At 73.4% G+C, this 23014-nt stretch carries 22 protein-coding genes; 6 read left to right on the top strand and 16 right to left on the bottom strand.

Annotated features, from left to right (window positions below):
• Nucleotides 1-94: 94 nt before the first annotated feature.
• Together ACGF15_RS11080 and ACGF15_RS11075 are read right to left on the bottom strand one after the other, a co-directional pair.
• A complete protein-coding gene (locus tag ACGF15_RS11080) occupies nt 95-1423 on the bottom strand; it encodes a class I SAM-dependent RNA methyltransferase (protein WP_362605597.1) in 1329 nt (442 codons plus the stop codon).
• A gap of 151 nt (nt 1424-1574) precedes the next feature.
• Complete coding sequence (locus ACGF15_RS11075; RefSeq protein WP_345613897.1) at nt 1575-3623, bottom strand: APC family permease; 2049 nt, start codon at nt 3621-3623, stop codon at nt 1575-1577.
• Between the two features lie 228 nt (nt 3624-3851).
• Between ACGF15_RS11075 and ACGF15_RS11070 the strand changes: the two genes are divergently transcribed.
• Both ACGF15_RS11070 and ACGF15_RS11065 read left to right on the top strand, forming a co-directional pair.
• Nucleotides 3852-4520, top strand: a complete 669-nt coding sequence (locus tag ACGF15_RS11070) for a TrkA family potassium uptake protein (RefSeq protein ID WP_256525674.1) — start codon at nt 3852-3854, stop codon at nt 4518-4520.
• Nucleotides 4520-5188: a TrkA family potassium uptake protein gene (locus tag ACGF15_RS11065; RefSeq protein WP_345613896.1), complete on the top strand. Its 669-nt coding sequence runs from the start codon at nt 4520-4522 to the stop codon at nt 5186-5188. The genes ACGF15_RS11070 and ACGF15_RS11065 overlap by 1 nt, the downstream gene beginning before the upstream one ends.
• A gap of 128 nt (nt 5189-5316) precedes the next feature.
• On the opposite strand, the gene ACGF15_RS11060 is transcribed toward ACGF15_RS11065, so the two are convergent.
• The 7 genes from ACGF15_RS11060 to ACGF15_RS11030 all read right to left on the bottom strand — a co-directional run bounded on the left by ACGF15_RS11060 (nt 5317) and on the right by ACGF15_RS11030 (nt 12160).
• Entirely contained in the window at nt 5317-6084 is a 768-nt protein-coding gene (locus ACGF15_RS11060; RefSeq protein WP_345613895.1) for a DUF3159 domain-containing protein, read from the bottom strand.
• A gap of 3 nt (nt 6085-6087) precedes the next feature.
• A complete protein-coding gene (locus ACGF15_RS11055; RefSeq protein ID WP_345613894.1) occupies nt 6088-6513 on the bottom strand; it encodes an OB-fold nucleic acid binding domain-containing protein in 426 nt (141 codons plus the stop codon).
• A 55-nt stretch (nt 6514-6568) separates the two neighbouring features.
• Entirely contained in the window at nt 6569-7252 is a 684-nt protein-coding gene (locus tag ACGF15_RS11050; RefSeq protein WP_345613893.1) for a response regulator, read from the bottom strand.
• Between the two features lie 145 nt (nt 7253-7397).
• Nucleotides 7398-9965 (bottom strand): DUF4118 domain-containing protein, encoded by a 2568-nt coding sequence (locus ACGF15_RS11045; protein WP_392797869.1) that lies wholly within the window; start codon nt 9963-9965, stop codon nt 7398-7400.
• Nucleotides 9966-10264: 299 nt separating this feature from the next.
• Nucleotides 10265-11026 carry a DUF3710 domain-containing protein gene (locus ACGF15_RS11040; RefSeq protein ID WP_345613891.1) on the bottom strand — a complete coding sequence of 254 codons (762 nt, stop codon included), beginning with the start codon at nt 11024-11026 and terminating at the stop codon, nt 10265-10267.
• A gap of 1 nt (nt 11027) precedes the next feature.
• Complete coding sequence (gene dut / locus ACGF15_RS11035) at nt 11028-11540, bottom strand: dUTP diphosphatase (RefSeq protein ID WP_345613890.1); 513 nt, start codon at nt 11538-11540, stop codon at nt 11028-11030.
• Nucleotides 11540-12160 carry a PaaI family thioesterase gene (locus ACGF15_RS11030; protein ID WP_345613889.1) on the bottom strand — a complete coding sequence of 207 codons (621 nt, stop codon included), beginning with the start codon at nt 12158-12160 and terminating at the stop codon, nt 11540-11542. Before ACGF15_RS11030 ends, dut begins: the two co-directional genes overlap by 1 nt.
• A 57-nt stretch (nt 12161-12217) precedes the next feature.
• Here ACGF15_RS11030 and ACGF15_RS11025 point away from each other — a divergent pair, with 57 nt between their 5' ends.
• Complete coding sequence (locus tag ACGF15_RS11025; protein WP_345613888.1) at nt 12218-12676, top strand: DUF3093 domain-containing protein; 459 nt, start codon at nt 12218-12220, stop codon at nt 12674-12676.
• Between the two features lie 137 nt (nt 12677-12813).
• Here ACGF15_RS11025 and ACGF15_RS11020 read toward each other — a convergent pair whose 3' ends face one another.
• The 4 genes from ACGF15_RS11020 to ACGF15_RS11005 form a co-directional block, all read right to left on the bottom strand.
• Nucleotides 12814-13818, bottom strand: coding sequence for a hypothetical protein (locus ACGF15_RS11020; RefSeq protein WP_392797864.1), 1005 nt, complete (start codon nt 13816-13818; stop codon nt 12814-12816).
• Nucleotides 13819-13830: 12 nt separating this feature from the next.
• Entirely contained in the window at nt 13831-14127 is a 297-nt protein-coding gene (locus tag ACGF15_RS11015; protein ID WP_018848140.1) for a DUF4193 domain-containing protein, read from the bottom strand.
• A 381-nt stretch (nt 14128-14508) separates the two neighbouring features.
• The gene (locus ACGF15_RS11010) at nt 14509-15762 is read right to left on the bottom strand and encodes an ATP-binding protein (RefSeq protein ID WP_345613886.1); all 1254 of its coding nucleotides are present in this window, start codon (nt 15760-15762) and stop codon (nt 14509-14511) included.
• A gap of 5 nt (nt 15763-15767) precedes the next feature.
• Nucleotides 15768-16421: a response regulator transcription factor gene (locus ACGF15_RS11005; RefSeq protein ID WP_256525659.1), complete on the bottom strand. Its 654-nt coding sequence runs from the start codon at nt 16419-16421 to the stop codon at nt 15768-15770.
• A gap of 330 nt (nt 16422-16751) precedes the next feature.
• Between ACGF15_RS11005 and ACGF15_RS11000 the strand changes: the two genes are divergently transcribed.
• The gene (locus ACGF15_RS11000; protein WP_256525658.1) at nt 16752-16919 is read left to right on the top strand and encodes a hypothetical protein; all 168 of its coding nucleotides are present in this window, start codon (nt 16752-16754) and stop codon (nt 16917-16919) included.
• 165 nt (nt 16920-17084) lie between these two features.
• Here ACGF15_RS11000 and ACGF15_RS10995 read toward each other — a convergent pair whose 3' ends face one another.
• Together ACGF15_RS10995 and ACGF15_RS10990 are read right to left on the bottom strand one after the other, a co-directional pair.
• Nucleotides 17085-17885 (bottom strand): inositol monophosphatase family protein, encoded by an 801-nt coding sequence (locus ACGF15_RS10995; protein ID WP_392798285.1) that lies wholly within the window; start codon nt 17883-17885, stop codon nt 17085-17087.
• A 31-nt stretch (nt 17886-17916) separates the two neighbouring features.
• On the bottom strand, nt 17917-19044 hold the full coding sequence (locus ACGF15_RS10990; RefSeq protein WP_345613885.1) for a ferrochelatase: 1128 nt from the start codon (nt 19042-19044) through the stop codon (nt 17917-17919).
• Nucleotides 19045-19259: 215 nt separating this feature from the next.
• On the opposite strand from ACGF15_RS10990, the gene ACGF15_RS10985 reads away from it, so the two are divergent.
• Together ACGF15_RS10985 and ACGF15_RS10980 are read left to right on the top strand one after the other, a co-directional pair.
• The gene (locus tag ACGF15_RS10985) at nt 19260-20510 is read left to right on the top strand and encodes an MFS transporter (RefSeq protein ID WP_345613884.1); all 1251 of its coding nucleotides are present in this window, start codon (nt 19260-19262) and stop codon (nt 20508-20510) included.
• Nucleotides 20461-21789: a D-arabinono-1,4-lactone oxidase gene (locus ACGF15_RS10980; protein WP_392797858.1), complete on the top strand. Its 1329-nt coding sequence runs from the start codon at nt 20461-20463 to the stop codon at nt 21787-21789. The genes ACGF15_RS10985 and ACGF15_RS10980 overlap by 50 nt, the downstream gene beginning before the upstream one ends.
• A gap of 6 nt (nt 21790-21795) precedes the next feature.
• On the opposite strand, the gene ACGF15_RS10975 is transcribed toward ACGF15_RS10980, so the two are convergent.
• Complete coding sequence (locus ACGF15_RS10975; RefSeq protein ID WP_392797855.1) at nt 21796-22677, bottom strand: hypothetical protein; 882 nt, start codon at nt 22675-22677, stop codon at nt 21796-21798.
• Between the last annotated feature and the right edge of the window lie 337 nt (nt 22678-23014).

Raw genomic sequence — 23014 nt, 5'->3', positions numbered from 1 at the left:
TGCGTCAAACGTGCGTCACGTGCGTCGAATACGCGTCAAGATATCGCACCTAACGCACGTAACGCCCATAGCGCACACTCGGAGAAACGCCAGGTCAGCGGCCCTTCTCAGCAGGCTCAAGGATCGCCACGCACTCCACGTGATGCGTCATCGGGAACAGGTCGAACGCCCGCAGCGTGCGCGGGCGGTAGCCCGACTCGTGGAAGTAGGCCAGGTCGCGGGCGAGGGCGGCCGGGTCGCAGGCGACGTAGGCGATGCGGCGGGCGCCCAGGGAGGCGAGGTGGCGCACCGTCTGCTTGCCCGCCCCTGCGCGCGGCGGGTCCAGGACGACGATGTCGGCCTCGGTGATGCCCGTCCGGGGCAGCACCGACTCCACCTTGCCCTGCTCGATGCGGACCCGGTCGAAGTCCTGGAGGTTGTGCCGGGCGTCCTCCACCGCGCGCTTGCCCGACTCGATGCCCAGCACCGCGCCCTTGTCCCCCACCCGGTCCGCGAGGGCCCCGGCGAAGAGGCCCACCCCGCAGTAGAGGTCGAGCGCCATGTCCCCCTTGCGCGGCAGCAGCCCCTGCATCACGGCCTTCACCAGCAGGTCGGCGGCCCCGGGGTGGACCTGCCAGAAGCCGCCCATCCCGACCCGGTAGGTGCGGTCGTCGGCCCGCTCCCGGACGAAGGCGCGGCCGTGGACCCGGTGGACCGAGCCGTCGCGCTCCTCGACGCGCAGCACGGACACCGGCCTGTCGAGCTCCACCAGCGGCAGGCGCCCGCCGGGGCGCGGGGTGAGCACCACCTGGCGGTCGTGGGAGCCGGTCGCGGCGATGGCCTCGACGGTCGCCATCTGCGGCCAGTCCTGCTTCTCGATGCCGAGTTCGGTCACCCCGGGGGCGGCGATCATGCAGTGGTCGACCGGCTGGACCTCGTGCGAGCGGTGCTTGCGCAGCCCGGCGCGGCCCTCGGGGTCGACGGCGTACTGGACGCGGGTGCGCCAGGCCGGTACCTCGCCCGCGGGGAGCTTGTCCCCGGGAGCGGGCATGACGGTGCCGTCCCAGCCCGCCTGCTCCGGGGTGAGCCCGGCGAGCCGCTGCAGCTGCTCGGCGATCACCTCGCCCTTGAGGCGGCGCTGCGCACCGGGCTTGGCGTGCTGCCAGTCGCAGCCGCCGCACCTGCCCGGGCCGGAGTAGGGGCAGGGTGCCTCGACCCGGTCCTTGCTCGCCTCCAGCACGGTCACGGCGTCGGCGCGCAGGAAGCGGGAGTCCTCGCCGCCCTCGGTGACGCGGGCGACGACCCGCTCGCCCGGCAGGGCGTGGCGGACGAAGAGCACCCGGCCGCCCTCGGTGCGGGCGACGCAGTGGCCGCCGTGGGCGACCGGGCCGACCTCGACCTCGTACTCGGTCCCGACCAGCGACGTCTCGGGTGCGTTCTGCATGGCGGGGTGACTCCAGGGGGCGGGGGCGGGCGGCCGGACAACGACCGTCCAGTGTACGTCGGCGCGGGCGTGCTCCCGACCGCCCCGCGGGCGCCGGGCCGGGGCGGTCGGCCTCCCCGCGGCCCCGGCCCGGGCCGCCGGCCGCCCCGCGTCAGCCCTTGCCGCTGGGCTCCTTGGTCCGCCGGTCCACCGGCCCGCGGCGCACCGCGCCCGGCGCGCTCCAGTCCTGGCGCTTGCGCGCCCGGCGCTTGGCCGCCTCGGAGGACTCCAGCTGGTAGGGCACGGAGGTGACCATGACGCCCGGGGTGAACAGCAGCCGCCCCTTCAGGCGCAGGGCGCTCTGGTTGTGGAGCAGGTGTTCGTACCAGTGGCCGACCACGTACTCCGGGATGATCACGCTGACCGCGTCGCGGGGGCTCTCGCGGCGCAGGCTCCTGACGTACTCGATCACGGGCCGGGTGATCTCGCGGTAGGGCGAGTCGAGGATCTTCAGCGGGACGTTGATGCCCCGGCGCTCCCACTCCGCCTGGAGGGCGCGCGTCTCGTCCGGGTCGACGTTGACGCTGAGCGCCTCCAGCCGGTCGGAGCGCATCAGCCGGGCGTAGGAGACCGCCCGCAGGGTGGGCCGGTGGACCTTGGAGACCAGCACGATCGAGTGGACCCGGGAGGGGCGCACGGTGTCGTCGGCGGGCTCCTCGGGCGCGGAGATCTCCTCGGCGACCCGGTCGTAGTGCCTGCGGATGGCGGTCATGGTGCCGAAGAAGATCACCATGCCGAGCAGGGCGACCCAGGCTCCGTGGGTGAACTTGGTGACGAGCACGACGACGAGGACCAGCCCGGTGAAGAAGGCTCCGAAGGCGTTGATGGCGCGCGAGCGGATCATGTGGCGGCGCTTGGCCTTGTTCCGCTCGGCGGCCAGGAGGCGGTTCCAGTGCCGCACCATGCCGGTCTGGCTGAGCGTGAAGGAGACGAAGACGCCGACGATGTAGAGCTGGATCAGGCGGGTGGAGTCCGCGCCGTAGATCCACACCAGCAGGACGGCGGCGCCCGCGAGGAGCACGATGCCGTTGGAGAAGGCGAGCCGGTCTCCGCGGGTGTGGAGCTGGCGGGGCAGGTAGCGGTCCTGGGCCAGGATCGAGCCGAGCAGCGGGAAGCCGTTGTACGCGGTGTTGGCGGCGAGGAACAGCACCAGGGCGGTGGCGGCGGCCAGGAGGACGAAGAAGAAGGTCCCGTCGCCGAAGACGGCCGCCGCGACCTGGGAGATCACGGGGTGCTGCACATAGTCGGGCCCGACCGGCGCGCCGTCGCGGTAGAGGTCCTTGGCCGGGTACTCGGCCATCTTGACGTCGCTGGCCATGGCGAGGGCGATGATGCCGCAGAACATGGTGACGGCGAGGGCGCCCATGAGGGCGAGCGTGTTGGCGGCGTTGCGGCTCTTGGGCTTGCGGAAGGCGGGGACGCCGTTGCTGATGGCCTCGACGCCGGTCAGGGCCGCGCAGCCGGAGGAGAAGGCGCGCAGCAGCAGGAAGACGAGGGCGAAGCCGGCGAGCCCCGGGTGCTCGGGCTTGATCTCGTAGTCGGCGGTGGGGGCCTGCAGGGTGTCGCCGAGGACGAGGCCCTTGAACGCGCCCCAGGCGAGCATGAGGAAGACGCCGCCGACGAAGACGTAGGTCGGGATGGCGAAGAGCTTTCCGGACTCCTTGACGCCGCGCAGGTTCATCAGCGTCAGCAGCACGATTATCGCGGTGGCGCTGAAGGTCTTGTGCTCGACGACGAAGGGGATGGCCGAGCCGAGGTTCTCCACGCCCGCGGAGATCGAGACGGCGACGGTGAGCACGTAGTCGACCAGCAGGGCGCTGGCGACGGTGAGTCCGGCCTTGGGCCCGAGGTTGGTGTTGGCCACCTCGTAGTCGCCGCCGCCGCTGGGGTAGGCGCGGACGTTCTGGCGGTACGAGGCGACGACGGTGAACATCAGCACCACGACGGCCGCGGCGATCCAGGGGCTGAAGTGGTAGGCCGACACACCCGCGATGGACAGGACCAGCAGGACTTCGCCCGGTGCGTACGCCACGGAGGACAGCGGGTCGGAGGCGAAGACGGGGAGTGCGATGCGCTTCGGGAGGAGCGTCTCCCCCAGCCTGTCGCTGCGCAGCGCCCGGCCGATCAGAATCCGTTTGGGCAGGTCGGTCAGTTTGGACACGGGGAGGATCGTAAGCGCTCGAAATCCGCCGGGCCCACTCACCACCCTGGCCTTAACAGAATCCTGTTGCGCTTTGACGGAATGACGTCTGTCCAACACGCGCAGTCCGCGGTAGGACCGCGCGTGCTTAGCTGGGTCCGTGGTCTGAGACCCTGTAGGGCCTTGACAGCATGACGGATCGCGTCGGACGGATCACGTCATGGGACCGAGTCAGCCGGAAGGACGGTCGTGCACATCGTCATCATGGGGTGCGGGCGAGTGGGAGCCGCTCTCGCCCAGACCCTGGAGCAGCAGGGGCACACGGTCGCGGTCGTCGACCGCGACCCGACGGCCTTCCGCCGCCTGGGGTCGGGCTTCGGCGGCCGCCGTGTCACCGGCGTCGGCTTCGACCAGGACACCCTGCGCGAGGCGGGGATCGAGGAGGCCGGCGCCTTCGCGGCGGTCAGCAGCGGCGACAACTCGAACATCATCGCGGCGCGGGTGGCACGGGAGATGTTCGGCATCGAGAACGTGGCCGCGCGGATCTACGACCCCCGCCGGGCCGAGGTCTACCAGCGCCTCGGCATCCCGACCGTGGCGACGGTCCGCTGGACGGCGGACCAGATGCTGCGGCGGCTGCTGCCCTCGGGTGCCGAGCCGCTGTGGCGGGACCCGAGCGGCGGTGTGCAGCTCGCCGAGGTGCACACCTCCCCGGCCTGGATCGGGCACAAGATCAGCCGTCTCCAGGAGGAGACGGGGGTGCGGGTGGCCTTCCTCACCCGGCTGGGCGAGGCGGTGCTGCCGACCTCGCAGACCGTGCTCCAGGAGGGCGACCTGGTGCACGTGATGATGCGGACGGACGACATCGCGAAGGTCGAGGAGGCCTTCGCCGAGGGGCCCGAGGAGGGTGGTCACTGATGCGCGTCGCAATCGCGGGCGCCGGCGCGGTGGGGCGCTCCATCGCGGGCGAGCTGCTGGAGAACGGCCATGAGGTCCTGCTGATCGACAAGGCCCCGACCGCCATCTCGGTGGAGCGGGTGCCGCAGGCCGAGTGGCTGCTGGCCGATGCGTGCGAGATCACCTCGCTGGACGAGGCGGCCCTCCAGCGCTGCAACGTGGTCATCGCCGCGACCGGTGACGACAAGGTCAACCTGGTGGTCTCGCTGCTGGCCAAGACGGAGTACGCGGTGCCCCGGGTCGTCGCGCGGGTCAACAACCCCAAGAACGAGTGGCTCTTCAACGAGGCCTGGGGGGTGGACGTCGCGGTGTCCACGCCGCGCCTGATGTCGGCGCTGGTCGAGGAGGCGGTGAGCGTCGGCGACCTGGTGCGCCTGCTCCGGTTCAGCCACGGCGACGCCAACCTGGTGGAGCTGACGCTGCCGCCGGAGTCCGCCGTCTCGGGCACCCGGGTCGGGGACGTGGCCTGGCCGGACGACACCTCGCTGGTGACGATCATCCGCGGTTCGCGGGTCCTCACCCCGAGCCCCGAGGAGACCCTGGAGGACGGGGACGAGCTGCTGTTCGTGGCGGCCCAGGCGCGCGAGGAGCAGCTGGAGGAGCTGCTGTCGGTGCGCCGCGAGGGCTGAACCGGCCGCGGGAGGCGCGCGCACGGGGCCCGGCGGGGCACCGGGCCGGGCGCACGGAGCGCAGAGGGCGGAACCGCACCGGTTCCGCCCTCCGTACGTCCGGGGTGCCGGGGGGACCCCGGCCGGGCTCAGGGGGAGGCGTCGCGGGCGGCGGCCGCCTTGCGCTCCTTCTCCGCCCGCTCCTCCGCCTCCATCTCGGCGAACACGTCGATCGGCGGCGGTGCCTTGGCCAGGAAGACCCAGGTCAGCCATACGGCGAGCAGGAACGGTGGGATCTTCAGTGCCACCAGCACCCAGCCGAGCTGGGTCGTGTCGGCCCACCAGTACAGCGGGAAGAGGATGGCGCACTTGGCGAGGAGGATCAGGCCCCAGGCCCAGCTGGCGCGGGTGTAGGCGCGCTTGCGGCCGGGGTTGCGGGTCCGCCAGGAGAGGTTCTCCTTGAAGACCGGCCCGAGGATCAGCCCGATCAGCGGCACGCCCGCCACGGCGGTGACGATGTACGCCAGCGCGAGGCCGAGGGTGTAGAGCATGCCGGGGAGGTAGAAGTCCTTGGCGTTTCCGGTCATCATCGCGAAGACCACACCGAAGGCGACGCCGAAGACGCCGCTGAAGGCGTGCTTGACGGTGTCGCGGCGCAGCAGCCGGACGGCGACCAGGACCAGGGAGACCGCGAGTGCGGCGATCGCCGAGCTGTGCAGGTCCTTGTTGACGGTGTAGATCGTCACGAAGAGCAGGCCCGGCAGGACCGTCTCCACCATGCCGCGCACGCCGCCGAACGCCTCGAACAGCGCCGCCTCCGTGACCGCCTTGGAGTCGGTCCCGGAGGCCGTGGCACCGGCCGGGTCCTGCTGCTGGTGGTCGGGGGGCGGGGGGGTCGGCTTGTCGAGGGACGTCACCGGCTACTCCTGTCCGAGTGGTCGGAGTTCGTATTTGGGATTGAACAGCACCCGCCGGCCGTGGCTCATCGAGATCCGGCCCGAGGCGATGAGGCGGCGGCCCGGTTCGATGCCCGCGATGGAGCGGCGGCCGAGCCAGACGACGTCCAGCGGCGCCGTGCCGTCGAACATCTCGGCTTCCAGCGCGGGCACTCCGGCCCGCGGACGCAGGGTCACCGTGCGCAACGTACCAGTCACCCGGACGATCTGGCGGTCCCCGCAGTCGCAGATGGGCGTGCACCCCGTGGCCTGCGTGTCCTGAAGGAGCTCCGCCGACTCGATGTCCTGCTGGGAGGAGGCCAGCCGGTCGAGCATGCGACGGAAGCGGCCCGCGGGTTTCGCCCCCCTGCCGTCCTGCGCGGCCCGCTGCGAACGGGGTGTTGCGTTCATACGGAAAGCCTACCGGCCCCCCTCCCCGGCGCAGCAATGCCGGAGCGATCCCGGATCAGCGTTCGAAGCGGTAGCCCATGCCCGGTTCGGTGACGAAGTGCCTCGGGTGGGAGGGGTCCGCCTCCAGCTTCCGCCGCAGCTGGGCCATGTAGACGCGCAGGTAGTTGGTCTCGGTCCCGTAGGAGGGGCCCCAGACCTCCTGGAGGAGCTGCTTCTGCCCGACCAGGCGGCCGGTGTTGCGCACCAGCACCTCCAGCAGGTGCCACTCGGTCGGGGTCAGCCGCACGTCCCGGCCCTCCCTGCGCACTTTGCGGGCGGCCAGGTCGACCGTGAAGGACTCGGTCTCCACGGTGGCCAGGCCGTCGTCGCCGCCGGAGGGCTCGGCGCGGCGGACGGCGGCGCGCAGCCGGGCGAGCAGCTCGTCCATGCCGAAGGGCTTGGTGACGTAGTCGTCGGCGCCCGCGTCCAGGGCGGCGACCTTCTCGTCGGAGGAGTGGCGCGCCGACAGCACGAGGATCGGGACACGCGTCCAGCCGCGCAGGCCGCGGATGACCTCGACGCCGTCCATGTCGGGCAGCCCGAGGTCGAGCACGACGACGTCGGGATGGCGGGCGACGGCCAGTTCGAGGGCGGTGGCCCCGTCGTGGGCCGAGTCCACCTCGTACTTGCGCGCCTTCAGGTTGATCACGAGGGGGCGTACGATCTGCGGCTCGTCGTCGACCACGAGCACCCGGGTCATGACCGGTCCGCCTTTCTGGTGTGCGGATGGGGAGGAAGGTGGGTGAGCAGGGTGGGGGCGGCGGGCCCCGGTCCGGCAGGGCGGCGGGGCGCGGGCGACGCGCGGACGGGACGCGACCGCGCCGCGGCGGCCGGGGGCGGCCCGCTCATGTGGTGGCCTCCGCCAGGTGGTCGGCGCCGCCGACGTGCCCGGGCTCGGCGGCCAGGGTGAGCACCATGGTCATGCCGCCTCCCGGGGTGTCCTCCGCGGTGAGGGTGCCGCCCATGGCCTCCACGAACCCGCGGGACACGGCCAGGCCCAGGCCGACCCCCGCGCCCCGCGGGGTGTCGCCGTAGCGCTGGAACGGCTCGAAGATCCGCTCCTTCTCCTCGTCCGGCACGCCCTGGCCCCGGTCGACCACCCGCAGCTCCACCCGGGAGCCCAGGGCGCTCGCGGCGACGGCGACGGGTATGCCGGCGGGACCGTACTTGACCGCGTTCTCGACGATGTTGGCGACCGCCCGCTCCAGCAGGCCCCGGTCGACGGCGACCATGGGCAGCGACTCGGGGACGTCGAGTTCGACGCTCTCCGGCGGGACGCCCGCGAGGGCGAGCGGGATGACCTCGTCCAGCGCGGTCCGGCGGATCAGCGGGGTGACCGTGCCGGTCTGGAGGCGGGACATGTCCAGGAGGTTGCCCACCAGGTGGTCCAGGCGGTCCGCGCCCGCCTCGATCCCGGCGAGGAGTTCGGCCTCGTCCTCGGGGGACCAGGCCACGTCGTCCGAGCGCAGCGAGGTCACCGCGGCCTTGATCCCGGCCAGCGGGGTGCGCAGGTCGTGGCTGACGGCGGCGAGCAGCGCGGTGCGGATGCGGTTGCCCTCCGCCAGGGCCCGCGCCGTCTCCGCCTCCCCCGCCAGGCGCTGCCGGTCGAGGACGACGGCCGCGTGCGCGGCGAAGGCCGAGAGCACCCGGCGGTCCTCGGCGGGCAGCACGCGGCCGGAGAGCGCGAGGGCCATGTGGTCGCCGACGGGCATGTCCACATCGGCGTCGTCCGGCCGGGAGGCGGGTGCCGGGCCGGTGCTCGCGGTGCAGGTCCACGGCTCCAGGTCGCCGGCCCGCTCCAGCAGCGCCACGGACTCCATGGCGAAGGTCTCCCGCACCCGTTCCAGGAGGGCGTCGAGCACGGTCGCACCGCCGTTCTGCGGGGCGGGCGGGCTCACCCTGAGGACGCTCCCGGCGAGGAAGGAGAGGACCTCCGACTCGGCGCGCAGCCGGGCGGCCTGCTGGGTGCGGCGGGCCGCGACGTCCACCACCGAGGCGACCGCCACGGCCACCGCCACGAAGATCATCAGGGCGACCAGGTTCTGCGGCTCCGCGATGTCGAGGGTGTGGGTCGGCGGGGTGAAGAAGTAGTTCAGCAGCAGGGAGCCGACGGCCGCCGAGACGAGGGCCGGGAGCAGCCCGCCGAGCAGGGCGGCGAGCACGGTCAGGAACAGGAAGAGCAGGACGTCGTTGGCGAGCCCGGGGCCGTCCTCCAGGTGCCGCAGCAGCACGGTCAGCACGGCCGGGCCGAGGACGCCGACGAGCCAGGCGGCCACCGTCCGCGGGCGCCCCAGGCGGGCCCCGCGGGCACCGGGCAGGCCGCGGCCCTTGCCCGCCTCGTCGTGGGTGACGATGTGCACGTCGAGGTCGGGCCCGGAGTCGCGGGCGACGCTCGCGCCCACGCCGGGGCCGAACAGGTACTGCCAGGACTTGCGGCGGCTGGACCCGAGCACGATCTGGGTGGCGTTGACGCCGCGGGCGAACTCCAGCAGCGCCGAGGGCACGTCGTCGCCGATCACATGGTGGAAGGTGCCGCCGAGGTCCTCCACCAGGGTCCGCTGGACGGTGAGCTCCTTGGGCGAGGCGGAGGTGAGGCCGTCGCTGCGGGAGATGTAGACCGCGAGGATCTCCCCGCCCGCGCCCTTGGCGGCCATCCGGGCCGAGCGGCGGATCAGGGTGCGCCCCTCGGGCCCGCCGGTGAGGCCCACGACCACGCGTTCGCGCGCCTGCCAGGTGGAGCGGATGTTGTGCTCGCCCCGGTACTGCTGGAGGTACTCGTCGACCCGGTCGGCCAGCCACAGCAGGGCCAGCTCGCGCAGGGCCGTCAGATTGCCGGGGCGGAAGTAGTTGGACAGGGCGGCGTCGATCCGGTCCGGCTGGTAGATGTTGCCGTGGGCCATCCGGCGGCGCAGCGCCTGGGGGGCCATGTCGACGAGTTCGATCTGCTCGGCCCGGCGGACCACCTCGTCGGGCACGGTCTCGCCCTGCCGGACGCCGGTGATGGAGTGCACCACGTCCCCCAGCGACTCCAGGTGCTGGATGTTGATCGTGGTTATCACGTCGATCCCGGCGGCCAGCAGGTCCTCGACGTCCTGCCAGCGCTTGGCGTTGCGGGAACCGGGGACGTTGGCGTGGGCCATCTCGTCGACCAGGACCACCGCGGGCCGCCGCTCGACCACGGCGTCGACGTCCATCTCCTCGAAGGCCGCTCCCCGGTGGGTGAGCCCCCGGTGCGGCACCTGCTCCAGACCGTCGAGGAGCGCCACCGTGCGCGGCCTGCCGTGGTGCTCCACGTGGCCGATCACGCAGTCGGTACCCCGCTCCAGGCGCCGGTGCGCCTCGCAGAGCATGGCGTAGGTCTTGCCGACGCCGGGCGCCGCACCCAGGTAGATCCGCAGTCTGCCGCGTCCCATGGCCTCATCGTCTTCTGTGTCGCGCGGGTGCGCGGCCGTGCCGGACGGGCGGGCCGCGCACCGTCGACCCTACGTCGGCGGACGAGGCCGGACGGTGCGGCGGGGGTGGCAGGGGCCCGGCGTTGACGGGATCCTGACGCGGGCCGACCCGGATCCTGACGCGGGCGGGCCCGGGCGGGCGGCGACGGCGGCCCCGGGGGCGGGGGCGGGGCGGCGCGCGACCGGCGGGAGCGGGGGTGTGCCGAGCCGCGGGCGGGGTCGCGCCCTGCCGGGCGCGGCCCACCCGCCGCCGCGGGCGGTCAGCGGACCTCGGTGATCTCGGGGCCGCGCTGGAGCTGGCCCATGCCGCCGGAGAAGCGGGAGCCCTCCTGCTCCTCCTGCTGGACGCCCTCGGGCACCATGTGGGCGTCGTCGGGCAGCTTGAGGACGATCGGGTCGCGGGGGGCCATGGGGCCCTCGCCGCGGACGACCACGGTGTCCCGGAAGATCTGCTCCAGCAGTCCGGCGGCCTGCGGCTGCACGGCGCCCTGGCCGGAGATCACCCCGCGCAGGAACCAGCGGGGGCCGTCGACGCCGATGAAGCGCACGAGCTGCACCCCTCCGGTGCCGTTGGGCAGCTGGACGGGCACCTGGGCCCGCAGCTCCCAGCCCAGGGGGCCCTCGACCTCGTCGATGACGCCGCCCTGCTGGGTGATGCCGGTGGCGATCTCCTCGCGGACCTCGCCCCAGATGCCCTCCTTCTTCGGGGCGGCGAACGCCTGGAGCTGCACGGCGCTGTCCCGCAGGACCACCGTGGCCGCGACGATCGCGTCGCCCGCGACCTCGACCCTCAGCTCCATGCCCTCGACACCGGGCACGAAGATGCCGCCGAGGTCGACACGTCCCTCACCGGGCTTGGAGACCTCGGAGACGTCCCACGGGCCGTCGGGCCGCGGTGCCGGCGGGAGGTTCACCCGGCGGGTCTCCCCGGCGTCCGCACCGGGCTCGTCGACCTGCTCGACCTCGCCCGCTGCGTCCGCCGCGTCCTCGGCGGAACCACTCTTCTTGCGACGTCCGAACACGTCACTGTCCTTCCCGGTCGGATACGGCCGAAGCGTATCGATTCCCACCCGTAGCGCCGCCCACAGCGGCATGACCGCCGGTGGACCCGAAGCCCCCCTCGGCCCGTGCCGAGCCGGGAAGCTCCGCCACCTCGTGGAAGCGCACCTTCTCGACCTGCTGGACGACTAGCTGGGCGATCCGGTCGAACCTCCCGAACCGCACCGTCTCGCGCGGGTCGAGGTTGACCAGGATCACCTTGATCTCTCCACGGTACCCGGCATCAACGGTCCCCGGGGCATTCACCAGAGCCACTCCGCACCGGGCGGCGAGTCCGGAGCGGGGGTGCACGAAGGCGGCGTACCCGTCGGGCAGGGCGATCGCGATGCCGGTGGGCAGGACGATCCGCTCGCCGGGGGCCAGTTCGGCGGCCTCGCAGGTCACCAGATCGACGCCCGCGTCGCCGGGGTGCGCGGTGGACGGCAGGGGGACGTCCGCCCTGACGCGGCGGATCAGTACGTCGACGGGTTCACGCATCAGGGGTTCACCTCGAACGCTCGGGTACGGCGCACCTGGTCGGGATCGGCCATGACCGCCTGGATCTCCTCGGACCGGCCGTTGTCGATGAAGTGGTCCACCTTGACCTCGATGAACAGCGCCGAGGCGCGGACGGCCACGGGCCCCTCGGGGGATCCGATGCGGCCGACGGCCGAGCAGTAGATCTTGCGCCCGGCCACGGCGTTCACCTCGGCGTCGAGATGCAGCACGGAGTCCACCGGCACGGGGCGGACGAAGTCGGTCTCCAGCCGGCCGGTCACCGCGATGACCCGCAGCAGCCAGTTCAGCGAGCCGAGCGTCTCGTCGAGGGCGGTGGCGAGCACGCCGCCGTGCGCGAGGCCGGGAGCCCCCTGGTGGGCGGGCCGCACGGTGAACTCGGCGGTGACGCGCACACCCTCGCGGGCCCGCGCCTCCAGGTGCAGCCCGTGGGGCTGGAGGCCCCCGCAGCCGAAGCAGTGCTCGTAGTGGGAGCCGAGCAGCTCACCGGGAGCGGGCGCGTCGGGGTGCCGGACCGGGGCCGTCGCGTCGGGGGGCGGGATCAGGGACGCCGAGCCGGACGGCGGGCGGGCGGCGGCCTCCTGGCGGTTGTCGTTACTCACAGCCGCAGACCTTACCCGCGCGGATACCCGCGGGTCGCCCCGTGCCAAGCTGGATCCATGCAGCCCTCCGCCCCGCAGTTCTCGGAACGTCTGACCGCACCCCGATCCTGGTGGGTGGTCGCAGCCCTGTTCGGCGTCTCCGGCGGCCTCGTGGCCCTGCCGCTGGGCGTGCTGCCCCTGCTGGGCGGACTGATCCTCGCGGGGGCGGCGGCCGGTGCCGTGGTCAGCTCCTACGGCTCGGCGCGCATCCGGGTGGTGTCCGGCTCGCTGGTGGCGGGCGACGCCCGGATCCCCGTGTCGGCGCTGGGCGAGGTGCGGGTGCTGGATCCCGAGGAGGCCCGGGCCTGGCGCTCGCACAAGGCGGACCCGCGCGCCTTCATGCTGCTGCGCAGCTATGTGCCGACGGCGGTGCGCATCGAGGTCACGGACCCGCAGGACCCGACGCCGTACCTGTACCTCTCCACCCGTCACCCCGAGCAGCTCTCCGAGGCGCTGCGGGCGCTCGCCTCGTCCTGAGGGCCTCGCGCGCAAAGGGCGCGTACAGGGGGCGCGCGGGCCGGGCGGCCGGCGCGCCCTACCGCGGCGTGGTCCGGGGCACGGGGGCGCGGGACCCCCGGCGCGACGCGCGGTGGCCCCGGGGCGTGGCGGCGGTGTCAGGGGGACCGGTCGGCGGCACCGGGCGGCGGCTCCCCCTTGAGCACGTGCTCGGGGATGGCGTCGGCGGGCCGCTCCAGGGCGGGAAGGTCCGGCAGGGCCTCCCAGGGGACCTGGCGGGCGCGCAGGTCGGTGCGGATGTGGTCGGCCAGTCTGCGGGTGTCGCGCCGGTTCATCACGGCGCCCACGGCCGCCCCGACCATGAACGGGATCAGGTTCGGGAGGTTGCGCACCATGCGCCTCATGATCTGCTGGCGCAGCCGGCGCTTGTACGGGGAGTTCATCGCGGCGCTGTACGTCGACGGCCGGGTGACGTCGATGCCCCGCTCCGTGGACCAGGAGCCGAGGTAGGCGGCGCTGCGCTCCTTCAGCGAACCGGGCGGCCGCTGCCCGTAGACCTCGTGGAGTTCGGCGATGAGCTTGAGCTCGATCATGCCCACGCCGGCGACCTCCGCGGCCAGCTCGGTGGGCATGGCGGGAGGCACGGGCATCATCGCGGCGGCGCCGACACCGGCGCCGACCGTGGAGGTGGCCAGGGACGCGCCGGCCACCAGTTTGTCGGCGAGCTGCTCGGGGCCGAGGCCGGGGAACTGGCGGCGCAGGGTCGCAAGGTCCCGCACCGGCACCCGGGGCGCGATCTCGATCAGGCGGTCGGCGAGGTGGGCCAGGGCCGCCTTGGCGCCCTCGCCGGTGCGCACGACCCGCTCGCGCGCGCCCCGTCCCGTCCGTGCCAGCCCCGCCTTGGCGCCGGTGCCGCCCCGGACGACTCCCTCACGCACGGCGGCGAGACCTCGGGCCCTGGTCGGGGGCCCGGCACGGTCCACCGCTTCGAGCGAGGCCGCCGGGCCCCGCTCCGCCCCGTCGTCGACGCCGTCCGGCGGGAGGGTGTCCCGGTGCCCCGTGGGCGGCGCGGGATCCCGCACCGGGTCCGGCGCACCCTGGAGCGCCTCCGGCGGCTTCTGACGCCGGAAGCGCCGCTTCGGGGACGGTTTCTCGCCTGCCACCGGCGATCGCCCTCAGTCGCAGTCGCGGCAGATGGGCTGGCCGTTCTTCTCGCGCGCCAGCTGGCTGCGGTGGTGCACCAGGAAGCAGCTCATGCAGGTGAACTCGTCCGCCTGCTTGGGCAGGACCCGGACGGCCAGCTCCTCGTTGGACAGGTCGGCGCCGGGCAGCTCCATGCCCTCGGCCGCGTCGAACTCGTCGACGTCGACCGTGGACGTGGACTTGTCGTTCCGGCGGGCCTTCAGCTCTTCCAGGCTGTCGGAATCGACGTCGTCGTCGGTCTTGCGTGGGGTGTCGTAATCCGTTGCCATATCGCTCTCCCCCTCTGGGTGTCTGCGGTGTCTCCAGCGCACGTAACGCGCGAGAGGCCGGACTTGTGCCCGACCTGAGGCGGAGATTTTGCCTCACATCAAGGTCTGTTACTCAATCGACACCCAGCCGGATCGCCCGAGAGTGATCGGGACGGGTGGCGATGGGGACCGTACACGGTCCGATCGGTGCACTTCAGCGGCACCACCCCGTGTACTTCCCGTGAGAGGGAACCCCGGAAACTCGGACTTTTTCCGACTTTACCGGGGCGCCGAGAGTGACGGAGAGTGGATATCGAGGGAGAGGGACATGTGAGCGATCCCACAGCCGCATCCGTCCGGCCCGTCCGGAAAATTCCGCTTAAAGCGAACACCGGTCGGGTCTCAGATCGGCAGGGTGACACGCATCACAAGGCCACCGCCCTCGCGGGGCTCCGCGATGATACGTCCCCCGTGGGCGCGCGCGACGGAGCGTGCGATGGAGAGACCGAGACCGACCCCCTTGTCGCTCCCCGTGCGCTGCTGGCGCAGCCTTCTGAACGGCTCGAAGAGGTTGTCGACCTCGTACGCGGGAACCACCGGTCCGGTGTTCGAGACGACCAGGACGGCCTGTCCCTCGGCCGTCTCCGTCGAGACCTCGACCCAGCCGCCCCCGCCCTCGGCCTCCTCGTCCCGGGGCACGTTGTAGCGCACCGCGTTCTGGACGAGGTTCAGGGCGATCCGCTCCAGCAGCACGCCGTTGCCCTGCACCACCGCCGGGGCCCGCTCGCCGCGGATGGCCACCCCGAGCGCCTCGGCCTCCGCGCGCACCTGGTCGATGGCCCGGGAGGCCACCTCCGCCAGGTCCACCGGCTTGCGCTCCACGATCTGGTTGTCGCTGCGGGCGAGCAGCAGCAGGCCCTCCACGAGCTGCTCGCTGCGCTCGTTGGTGGCCAGCAGGGTCTTGCCGAGCTGCCGCAGCTCCACGGGCGCGCCGGGGTCCGAGAGCTGCACCTCCAGCAGCGTCCGGTTGATCGCCAGCGGGGTGCGCAGCTCGTGCGAGGCGTTGGCCACGAACCGCTGCTGGGCCGTGAAGGCCCGCTCCAGGCGGTCGAGCATCTCGTCGAAGGTGTCGGCGAGCTCCTTGAGCTCGTCGTCGGGTCCGTCCAGCTCGATCCGGCGGGACAGGTCCGATCCGGCCACCCGACGGGCCGTGCGGGTGATGCGGCCCAGCGGGGACAGCACCCGGCCGGCCATGGCGTAGCCGAAGGCGAAGGCGATGATGCTCAGGCCCAGAAGGGCGAAGAGCGAGCGGCGCAGCAGGTCGTCCAGCGCGAGTTCGCGCTGGTGGGCCAGGCATCCGGACACCGCCTGGTTGAACTGCGCCCCCGAGCCCTCCTCGGGCAGCACGCACCAGTCGGTCGTCGGCTTGACCTTGCCGGAGACGATCTCGAAGGGCAGCTCGCTGATGTTGTTGAGCGCCTGCGCCGTGAAGAGGTAGATGATCGACAGCAGCAGGATGCCCGCGATGAGGAACATCCCGCCGTACAGCAGGGTGAGGCGTATCCGGATCGTCGGGCGCAGCCACGGCTGCACCGGGTCCCTGGGGTCCCAGGTCGGCTTGGGGGGCGCCCCCGGGGGCGCGGGTGTCGCGGCCACGGCCGTCAGATCCGGTAGCCGGAACCGGGCACGGTGACGATCACCGGCGGTTCGCCCAGCTTGCGGCGGAGCGTCATCACCGTCACCCGGACGACGTTCGTGAACGGATCGGTGTTCTCGTCCCATGCCTTCTCCAGCAGCTGCTCGGCCGAGACGACCGCACCCTCACTGCGCATGAGCACCTCCAGCACCGCGAACTCCTTGGGGGCGAGCTGGATCTCGCGGCCCTCGCGGAAGACCTCGCGGCGGTTGGGGTCCAGCTTGATCCCGGCGCGCTCCAGCACGGGCGGCAGCGGGACCGTGGTGCGCCGCCCGAGGGCCCGCACGCGCGCGGTGAGCTCGGTGAAGGCGAACGGCTTCGGAAGGTAGTCGTCGGCCCCGAGTTCGAGGCCCTCGACGCGGTCGCTCACGTCCCCCGAGGCGGTGAGCATCAGCACCCGGGTCGGCATGCCCAGCTCGACCACCTTGCGGCACACGTCGTCGCCGTGCACCAGCGGCAGGTCGCGGTCGAGGACGACCACGTCGTAGTCGTTGACCCCGATGCGCTCCAGCGCCGCGGCACCGTCGTACACGACGTCGACGGCCATGGCCTCCCGGCGCAGCCCGGTCGCCACCGCATCCGCGAGCAGCTGCTCGTCCTCGACGACGAGTACGCGCACGTCCCCTGTCCCTTCCTCGGAGCCGGTCCCTTTGCGGACACGGCAGTTCTGCGCACCTGGTGTGCGTGCCCATCCTGCCTGCTACGTGCGTAAACCGGCAGTAAGGCGACGGACGGCGGCGCGGGCCGCCGATTCCCCCGGGATGCCGAGGTTTCCCCGGCGGGAGGGGTGGGGAGGACGACTGCACACCCACGATCACGCCCTCCCGAGGGGGCCGCAGGACATGTTCGAGGGTTGATCACCCACCCTTCACCCGCCGGTCGCCTGCGGTGGTGAGGGGGAACCCCAGGCACACCCCCGTGCCACCGACCTAGCCGAGGGGGCGCATCGATGGACGCATTCACCGCGGGGCTTCTGCAGCGCATCAAGGCTGCGGAGAACGACCTGACGAGGGCCCGTGAGACGGGCGACGACTTCCTCGCCGACGTGGAGCAGGCCGAGCTCGACGACCTGCACCGCCTGGCCGAGGAACACGGTGTGCGGGTGGGCGCGGCCTAGCCGCGTTCCGCCCCTGGCGCCGCTCGCAGCAGGAGGGCCCCCGCACAGCCGTGCGGGGGCCCTTCTGCGCGCCGGGGCCCTTCGCCCGCCGCGGGGCGCGGCCAGGGCCTGTGCGGCCCTTCCCGTGCGGGCTCCGGGCGAAGGCGAACCCTGCCCGGTACGGCACTAGTCGTGCCAGGCCCCCAGCTCCTCCAGGAGCTCCTGGAGGGGCGCGAAGACCCCCGGGGAGGCGGCGACGGTCAGCTCCCCCGAGGGGGGCGTGCCCGGCCGGCCGCCGGTCAGCGCGCCCGCCTCCCGTGCGACCAGGTCGCCGGCCGCCAGGTCCCAGGGGCTGAGGCCCCGCTCGTAGTAGCCGTCGAGGCGCCCGGCGGCGACGTCGCACAGGTCGATGGCCGCGGAGCCGCTGCGCCGGATGTCGCGCAGCCGGGGGATCAGCCGGTGGGCCACCTCGGCCTGGTGGCTGCGGACCCGGTGCACGTAGTTGAAGCCGGTCGAGACCAGGGCCTGGTCCAGCGGCGGGGCCGGGCGGCAGCTCAGCCGCCGCTCGCCCTCGTACGCCCCGCCGCCGCGGACCGCACGGTAGGTCTCGCCCCGCAGCGGGGCCGCCACCACACCGACGACCGTCTCGCCGTCCACCTGGGCGGCGATCGAGACGGCCCAGGTGGGGAGCCCGTAGAGGTAGTTCACCGTGCCGTCGAGCGGGTCGACGACCCAGCGCACCCCGCTGGTGCCCTCGGTGGCGGCGCCCTCCTCGCCGAGGACGCCGTCGTGCGGGCGGCGCTCGGCGAGCAGGGCGGTGATCAGCTTCTCCGCGGCGAGGTCCATCTCGGTGACCACGTCGATCGGGCTGGACTTCGTCCGGGCGACCGCCAGGTCGTCCGGGCGGCCGTCGCGCAGGAGCGTGCCGGCGCGGTCCGCCGCCTCCAGGGCGAGGGCGAGCAGCTCCGAGGTCAGGGCCTCGGTCACGGGGGTCGGGGAGTCGGTCACGGGGTCTCCTTCACGCCTGGGGGCTGTCGGCGCCGGCTGCTGCGGGGCGCGGGGTGCGGGCCGGGCAGCAGTCGGCCGGGCAGCGGTCGTGGCTCGCGCCGAGGGCGCCGAGGGCGCAGCGCTCGGCGTCCGCCCCGCGCTCGGTCGCGGCGCGCTCCAGCAGCAGGTCCCGCACGGCGGCGGCGAAGCGCGGATCGGCGCCGACGGTGGCCGAGCGGCGTACCGGCAGGCCCAGCTCCGCGGCCTTGGCGGTGGCCTCGGTGTCCAGGTCGTAGAGCACCTCCATGTGGTCCGAGACGAAGCCGATCGGGACCATGACGGCGGCCGGGGCTCCGTCGGCGCGCAGGGCCCGGAGGTGGTCGCAGATGTCCGGCTCCAGCCAGGGGATGTGCGGGGCGCCGCTGCGGGACTGGTACACCAGCCGCCACGGGTGGGCGACGCCGGTCTCCTCTCGGACCGCGTCGGCGATCAGCCGGGCCACGTCCAGGTGCTGGCGCACATAGGCCCCGCCGTCGCCGTGCCCCGGCGCGGGGCCCGAGGTGTCGGCCGAGGCGGTCGGGATGGAGTGGGTGGTGAAGGCCAGGTGCGCACCCGCGCGGACCTCCTCGGGCAGCTCCGCCAGCGAGGCGAGGACGCCCTCGATCATGGGGCGGACGAAGCCCGGGTGGTTGAAGTAGTGCCGGAGCTTGTCCACCCGCGGCGGCCGGAGCCCCTCCCCGGCGAGGGTCGCGAGCGCGTCGGCGAGGTTCTCGCGGTACTGGCGGCAGCCGGAGTAGGAGGCGTAGGCGCTGGTGGCGAGGACGGCGATGCGCCGGTGGCCGTCCCGGGTCATCTCGCGCAGCGTGTCGGTCAGATAGGGGGCCCAGTTGCGGTTCCCCCAGTACACCGGCAGGTCCAGACCGTGCCCGGCGAAGTCCTTGCGCAGGGCGTCCAGCAGGGCGCGGTTCTGGTCGTTGATGGGGCTGACGCCGCCGAAGAGGAAGTAGTGCTGCCCCACCTCCTTGAGGCGTTCGGCGGGGATGCCCCGGCCGCGGGTCACGTTCTGGAGGAACGGGACCACGTCGTCCGGCCCTTCGGGACCGCCGAAGGACAGCAGCAGGAGGGCGTCGTAGGGTGCTGGATCACGCAGATCGGACATGGGTCGATCCTGCCACCCGGGCGGAGGGCGGGCGGCTCCGCCCCGGGCGTGTCAGACGGCCGGAGGCGCCGCCGGGCGGGCCCCGCCGACCACGGCGACCGGTGGCGCGCGCCCGGCGGCGGGGCGGTTCCGGCCAGGCCGGAAAACCCCCGTGCGCGGGCCCGACCAGGCGCGTAATCTGTGAAGGCTGCCCACACGCCTTACCGGAGTCCCCAGTGCCCAGTCCTTACCGCGCGGTCTTCGCCTCCCCCGGCACCCTCGGGTTCTCCGCCGCGGGCTTCGTCGGCCGGATGCCGCTGTCCATGATGGGCATCGGCATCATGACCATGATCTCGGAGCTGACCGGCCGGTACGGCCTGGCGGGCACCCTGACGGCGACCCTGGCCCTGTCGGCCGCCGTCCTCGGCCCCCAGGTCTCGCGCCTGGTGGACCGGCACGGCCAGCGCCGGGTGCTGCGTCCGGCGACCCTGCTGGCGCTCGCCGCCGTGACCGGCCTGCTGGTCTGCGCGGAGTCGGGAGCCCCCGACTGGACGCTGTTCGCCTTCGCGGCGGCCGCCGGCTGCGTGCCCAGCGTCGGCGCCATGACGCGGGCCCGCTGGGCGGCGATCTACCAGGGGCGCCCGCGGGAGCTGCACACGGCCTACTCGGTGGAGTCGGTCGTCGACGAGGTGTGCTTCATCTTCGGCCCGATCGTGTCGATCGGGCTCTCCACGATGTGGTTCCCGGCCGCGGGCCCGGTGCTCGCCTGCGCCTTCCTGCTCGTCGGCGTCTGGTGGCTGACGGCCCAGCGCGCCACCGAACCGGTGCCGCACCCGGCGGACCGCCACAGCGGCGGTTCGGCGCTGCGCTCCCCGGGACTGCAGGTGCTGGTGGTCGCGTTCGTCGCCACCGGGGCCATCTTCGGCGCCGTGGACGTGGTGACCGTGGCCTTCGCCGAGGAACTGGGCAGCAAGTCCTCGGCCAGCTGGGTGCTGGCCGTCTACGCGCTCGGATCCTGCCTCGCGGGCGCCGTGTTCGGGCTGCTGCACCTCAAGGGCGAGCCCTCCCGCCGGTGGGTGGTGGGGGTCTGCGCCATGGCCGTGAGTATGATCCCCCTCCAACTGGCCGGGAGCCTGCCGTTCCTGGCCGTGGCGCTCTTCCTCGCGGGCCTCGCCATCGCTCCGACGATGGTCACCACCATGGCCCTCGTCGAGGCGCACGTACCGCGCAGCAAGCTGACCGAGGGCATGTCCTGGACGGGTACGGGGCTCGCGGTCGGTATCGCCCTCGGGTCGTCGGGAGCCGGCTGGTTCGTCGACGCGCACGGGGCGGCTGCCGCGTACGCGGTGCCCGGGCTGTCGGGAGCGTTCGCGGTCGTGGTGGCGTTCCTCGGGTACCGCCGGCTGCGCAGGCCGGTGCCGACGCAGGAGGTACAGCGTGAGCGCAACTCTGGCCGATCAGAGGGCCGGACGGAGCACGTGGCGTAACTGGGCGGGCACCGTCGCGGTGACCCCCCGGCGGGAGGCGCGCCCCGCGTCCGCCGCCGAACTCGGGGAGGCCGTGCGGCGGGCCGCCGAGGACGGGCTGCGGGTGAAGACCGTCGGCACGGGCCACTCGTTCACGTCGATCGCCGCCACGGACGGGCTGCTGATACGGCCCGACCTGCTGACGGGCATCCGGCGGATCGACCGGTCGGCGATGACGGTGACCGTCGAGTCCGGCACCCCGCTGCGGCGGCTGAACGAGGCCCTCGACCGCGAAGGGCTCTCGCTCACCAACATGGGCGACATCATGGCCCAGACCGTCGCCGGGGCGATCTCCACCGGCACCCACGGGACGGGGCGCGACTCCGCCTCGATCGCGGCGCAGGTCCGGGCGCTGGAGCTGGTGACCGCGGACGGGTCGGTGCTGAGCTGCTCGGCGCAGGAGAACCCCGAGGTGTTCGCGGCGGCCCGGGTGGGGCTCGGGGCGCTGGGTGTGATCACCGCCGTCACCTTCGCGGTGGAGCCGGTCTTCCTGCTCACCGCGCGGGAGGAGCCGATGCCCTTCGAACGGGTGCTGGAGGAGTTCGACGCCCTGCACGCGGAGAACGAGCACTTCGAGTTCTACTGGTTCCCGCACACCGGCAGGTGCAACACCAAGCGCAACAACCGCAGTGCGGGACCGGCGGCGCCGCCCGGGGCGGTCGGGGCGTGGATCGAGGACGAACTGCTCTCCAACGGGGCCTTCCAGCTGCTGTGTTCGCTGGGGCGGGCCGTTCCGGCGGCCGTGCCCGCGATGGCGCGCCTGTCCAGTCGCGCCCTGTCCGCCCGGACGTACACGGACATCCCCTACAAGGTCTTCACATCTCCCCGCAGGGTGCGGTTCGTGGAGATGGAGTACGCCCTGCCGCGCGAGGCCGTGGTGGCGGCGCTGCGCGAGCTGCGGGCGATGGTGGAGCGGTCGCCGCTGCGGATCGGCTTCCCCGTCGAGGTGCGCACCGCCCCCGCGGACGACATCACCCTGTCGACGGCCTCGGGCCGGGAGAGCGCCTATGTGGCGGTCCACATGTACCGGGGAACGCCGTACCGGGCGTACTTCACCGCGGCGGAGCGGATCCTGACCGCCCATGGAGGGCGTCCGCACTGGGGCAAGATCCACACGCGGGACGCGGCGTACCTGTCCGAGGTCTACCCGCGCTTCACGGAGTTCACCGCACTGCGCGACCGGCTGGACCCCGGCCGCCTGTTCCACAACCCCTATCTGCGGCGGGTGCTGGGCGACTGACCCGCCTCACCCGCCGGGGGACGGGGAGGCCCCGTCCCCGGGTCCGCCGGAGGGGGCGGTCTCCGTGCCGGAGGGGGCGGTCTCCGTGGCGGTGGGAGAGGGCTCCGGGTCGGTGGCGGGCGGCGGAGTGGTGGGCGAGGGGGTGGGCGCGGTGCTGCCGTCCGCCTCCTCCCCGGGCTCGCCGGAGGGCGTGGAAGGCGGGGCCGGGTCCGTGCCGGGCCGGCCGGTGCCGCCCGGGGTCCCGCCGGTTCCGCCGGTTCCGCCACCGGACGGGACCGGTGCCGAGGGACCGCCGGAGGGGGCGGGGTCGGTGCCGTCCGGCCGGGGGCCGGAGTCCCCGCCCGTCCCGCCGCCCCCGCGCAGGGCGCTGCCGACGGTGGTCCCGTTCCCGCCGCCGAGCTCCTGCCCGGCGGCGAGTTCCCAGGCCGTGATGCCCGCCATGGTGACGCCGAAGACGACCGCGGCGGCGGCGACCGGGCGCTTCCACCCGCGCATCCGGGTCCCGTGGGTGCTCGGGGCCCCGAACCCGTCCTCCTCCGGAGCCGCGGCGCCCCGCGCAACGGCGGTCCGCGCCACGGCCGGACGGCCGCCCTCCGGGCGGCGCGGACGCCGGCCCCGCGGGTCCGCGGCCACCCGGAGCTGTTCGCCGGTCCGGCTGAAGAGGTGCTGGAAGAGGGGGCCGCCGCAGGTCGCCACGATGCTGACCACGCCCGCGCCGACGATGGTCCCGTAGACGCCCAGCCGGGAGGCGAGCACGGCCGCCGCGACGGCGGCGAGCGCACTGCCCGCGACCTGGGGGACGCTCAGCTCGATGCGGCGCGGCGCCCCGGCGGGCCGCCCCTCCGGCTCGTCGCGGCGGTTCGCCCCGCTCTCTCCGGTGTGTCGCATCTCCATCCCCTGTTCGCCCCTCTGCCCTTCCTGCACCTTCTGATGACAGATGAGCGAAGCGGATAGTTCCGCTTGCGGCGGTTCTGTGAACCACACCACCCGGGCAACCCGGAGGCCGTGGGCGGGCTTGCGCCACACGAAGGAAGTCGGGCGGCGCGGCAGTCCACCCTGATGGCCCGAATGGAGTACTGTGGCGAACCCTGGGCCTGAGCGTCTTGCGGCGTGCGGACCCAGGTTGGGGGCCGAAAGCGGCGCTCGATCCGGCGGCGCCGCGGCACCGCACGGGAATCTATCGCCCAGAGTGAGCAGTGGTGACTCTGAGTGGCCCAATAGATGA

The organism is Streptomyces sp. NPDC048001 (genome assembly GCF_043203115.1).
Lineage (GTDB): Bacteria > Actinomycetota > Actinomycetes > Streptomycetales > Streptomycetaceae > Streptomyces > Streptomyces sanyensis.
This window is presented reverse-complemented; position numbering and strand designations above follow the sequence as displayed.

Bases quoted from the DNA above. Each gene is read 5' to 3' on its own strand.
- ACGF15_RS11080 (WP_362605597.1), bottom strand. From the start codon at position 1,423: ATGCAGAACGCACCCGAGACGTCGCTGGTCGGGACCGAGTACGAGGTC.
- ACGF15_RS11065 (WP_345613896.1), top strand. From the start codon at position 4,520: ATGCGCGTCGCAATCGCGGGCGCCGGCGCGGTGGGGCGCTCCATCGCG.
- ACGF15_RS11055 (WP_345613894.1), bottom strand. From the start codon at position 6,513: ATGAACGCAACACCCCGTTCGCAGCGGGCCGCGCAGGACGGCAGGGGG.
- ACGF15_RS11050 (WP_345613893.1), bottom strand. From the start codon at position 7,252: ATGACCCGGGTGCTCGTGGTCGACGACGAGCCGCAGATCGTACGCCCC.
- ACGF15_RS11045 (WP_392797869.1), bottom strand. From the start codon at position 9,965: ATGGGACGCGGCAGACTGCGGATCTACCTGGGTGCGGCGCCCGGCGTC.
- dut (WP_345613890.1), bottom strand. From the start codon at position 11,540: ATGCGTGAACCCGTCGACGTACTGATCCGCCGCGTCAGGGCGGACGTC.
- ACGF15_RS11025 (WP_345613888.1), top strand. From the start codon at position 12,218: ATGCAGCCCTCCGCCCCGCAGTTCTCGGAACGTCTGACCGCACCCCGA.
- ACGF15_RS11015 (WP_018848140.1), bottom strand. From the start codon at position 14,127: ATGGCAACGGATTACGACACCCCACGCAAGACCGACGACGACGTCGAT.
- ACGF15_RS11000 (WP_256525658.1), top strand. From the start codon at position 16,752: ATGGACGCATTCACCGCGGGGCTTCTGCAGCGCATCAAGGCTGCGGAG.
- ACGF15_RS10990 (WP_345613885.1), bottom strand. From the start codon at position 19,044: ATGTCCGATCTGCGTGATCCAGCACCCTACGACGCCCTCCTGCTGCTG.
- ACGF15_RS10975 (WP_392797855.1), bottom strand. From the start codon at position 22,677: ATGCGACACACCGGAGAGAGCGGGGCGAACCGCCGCGACGAGCCGGAG.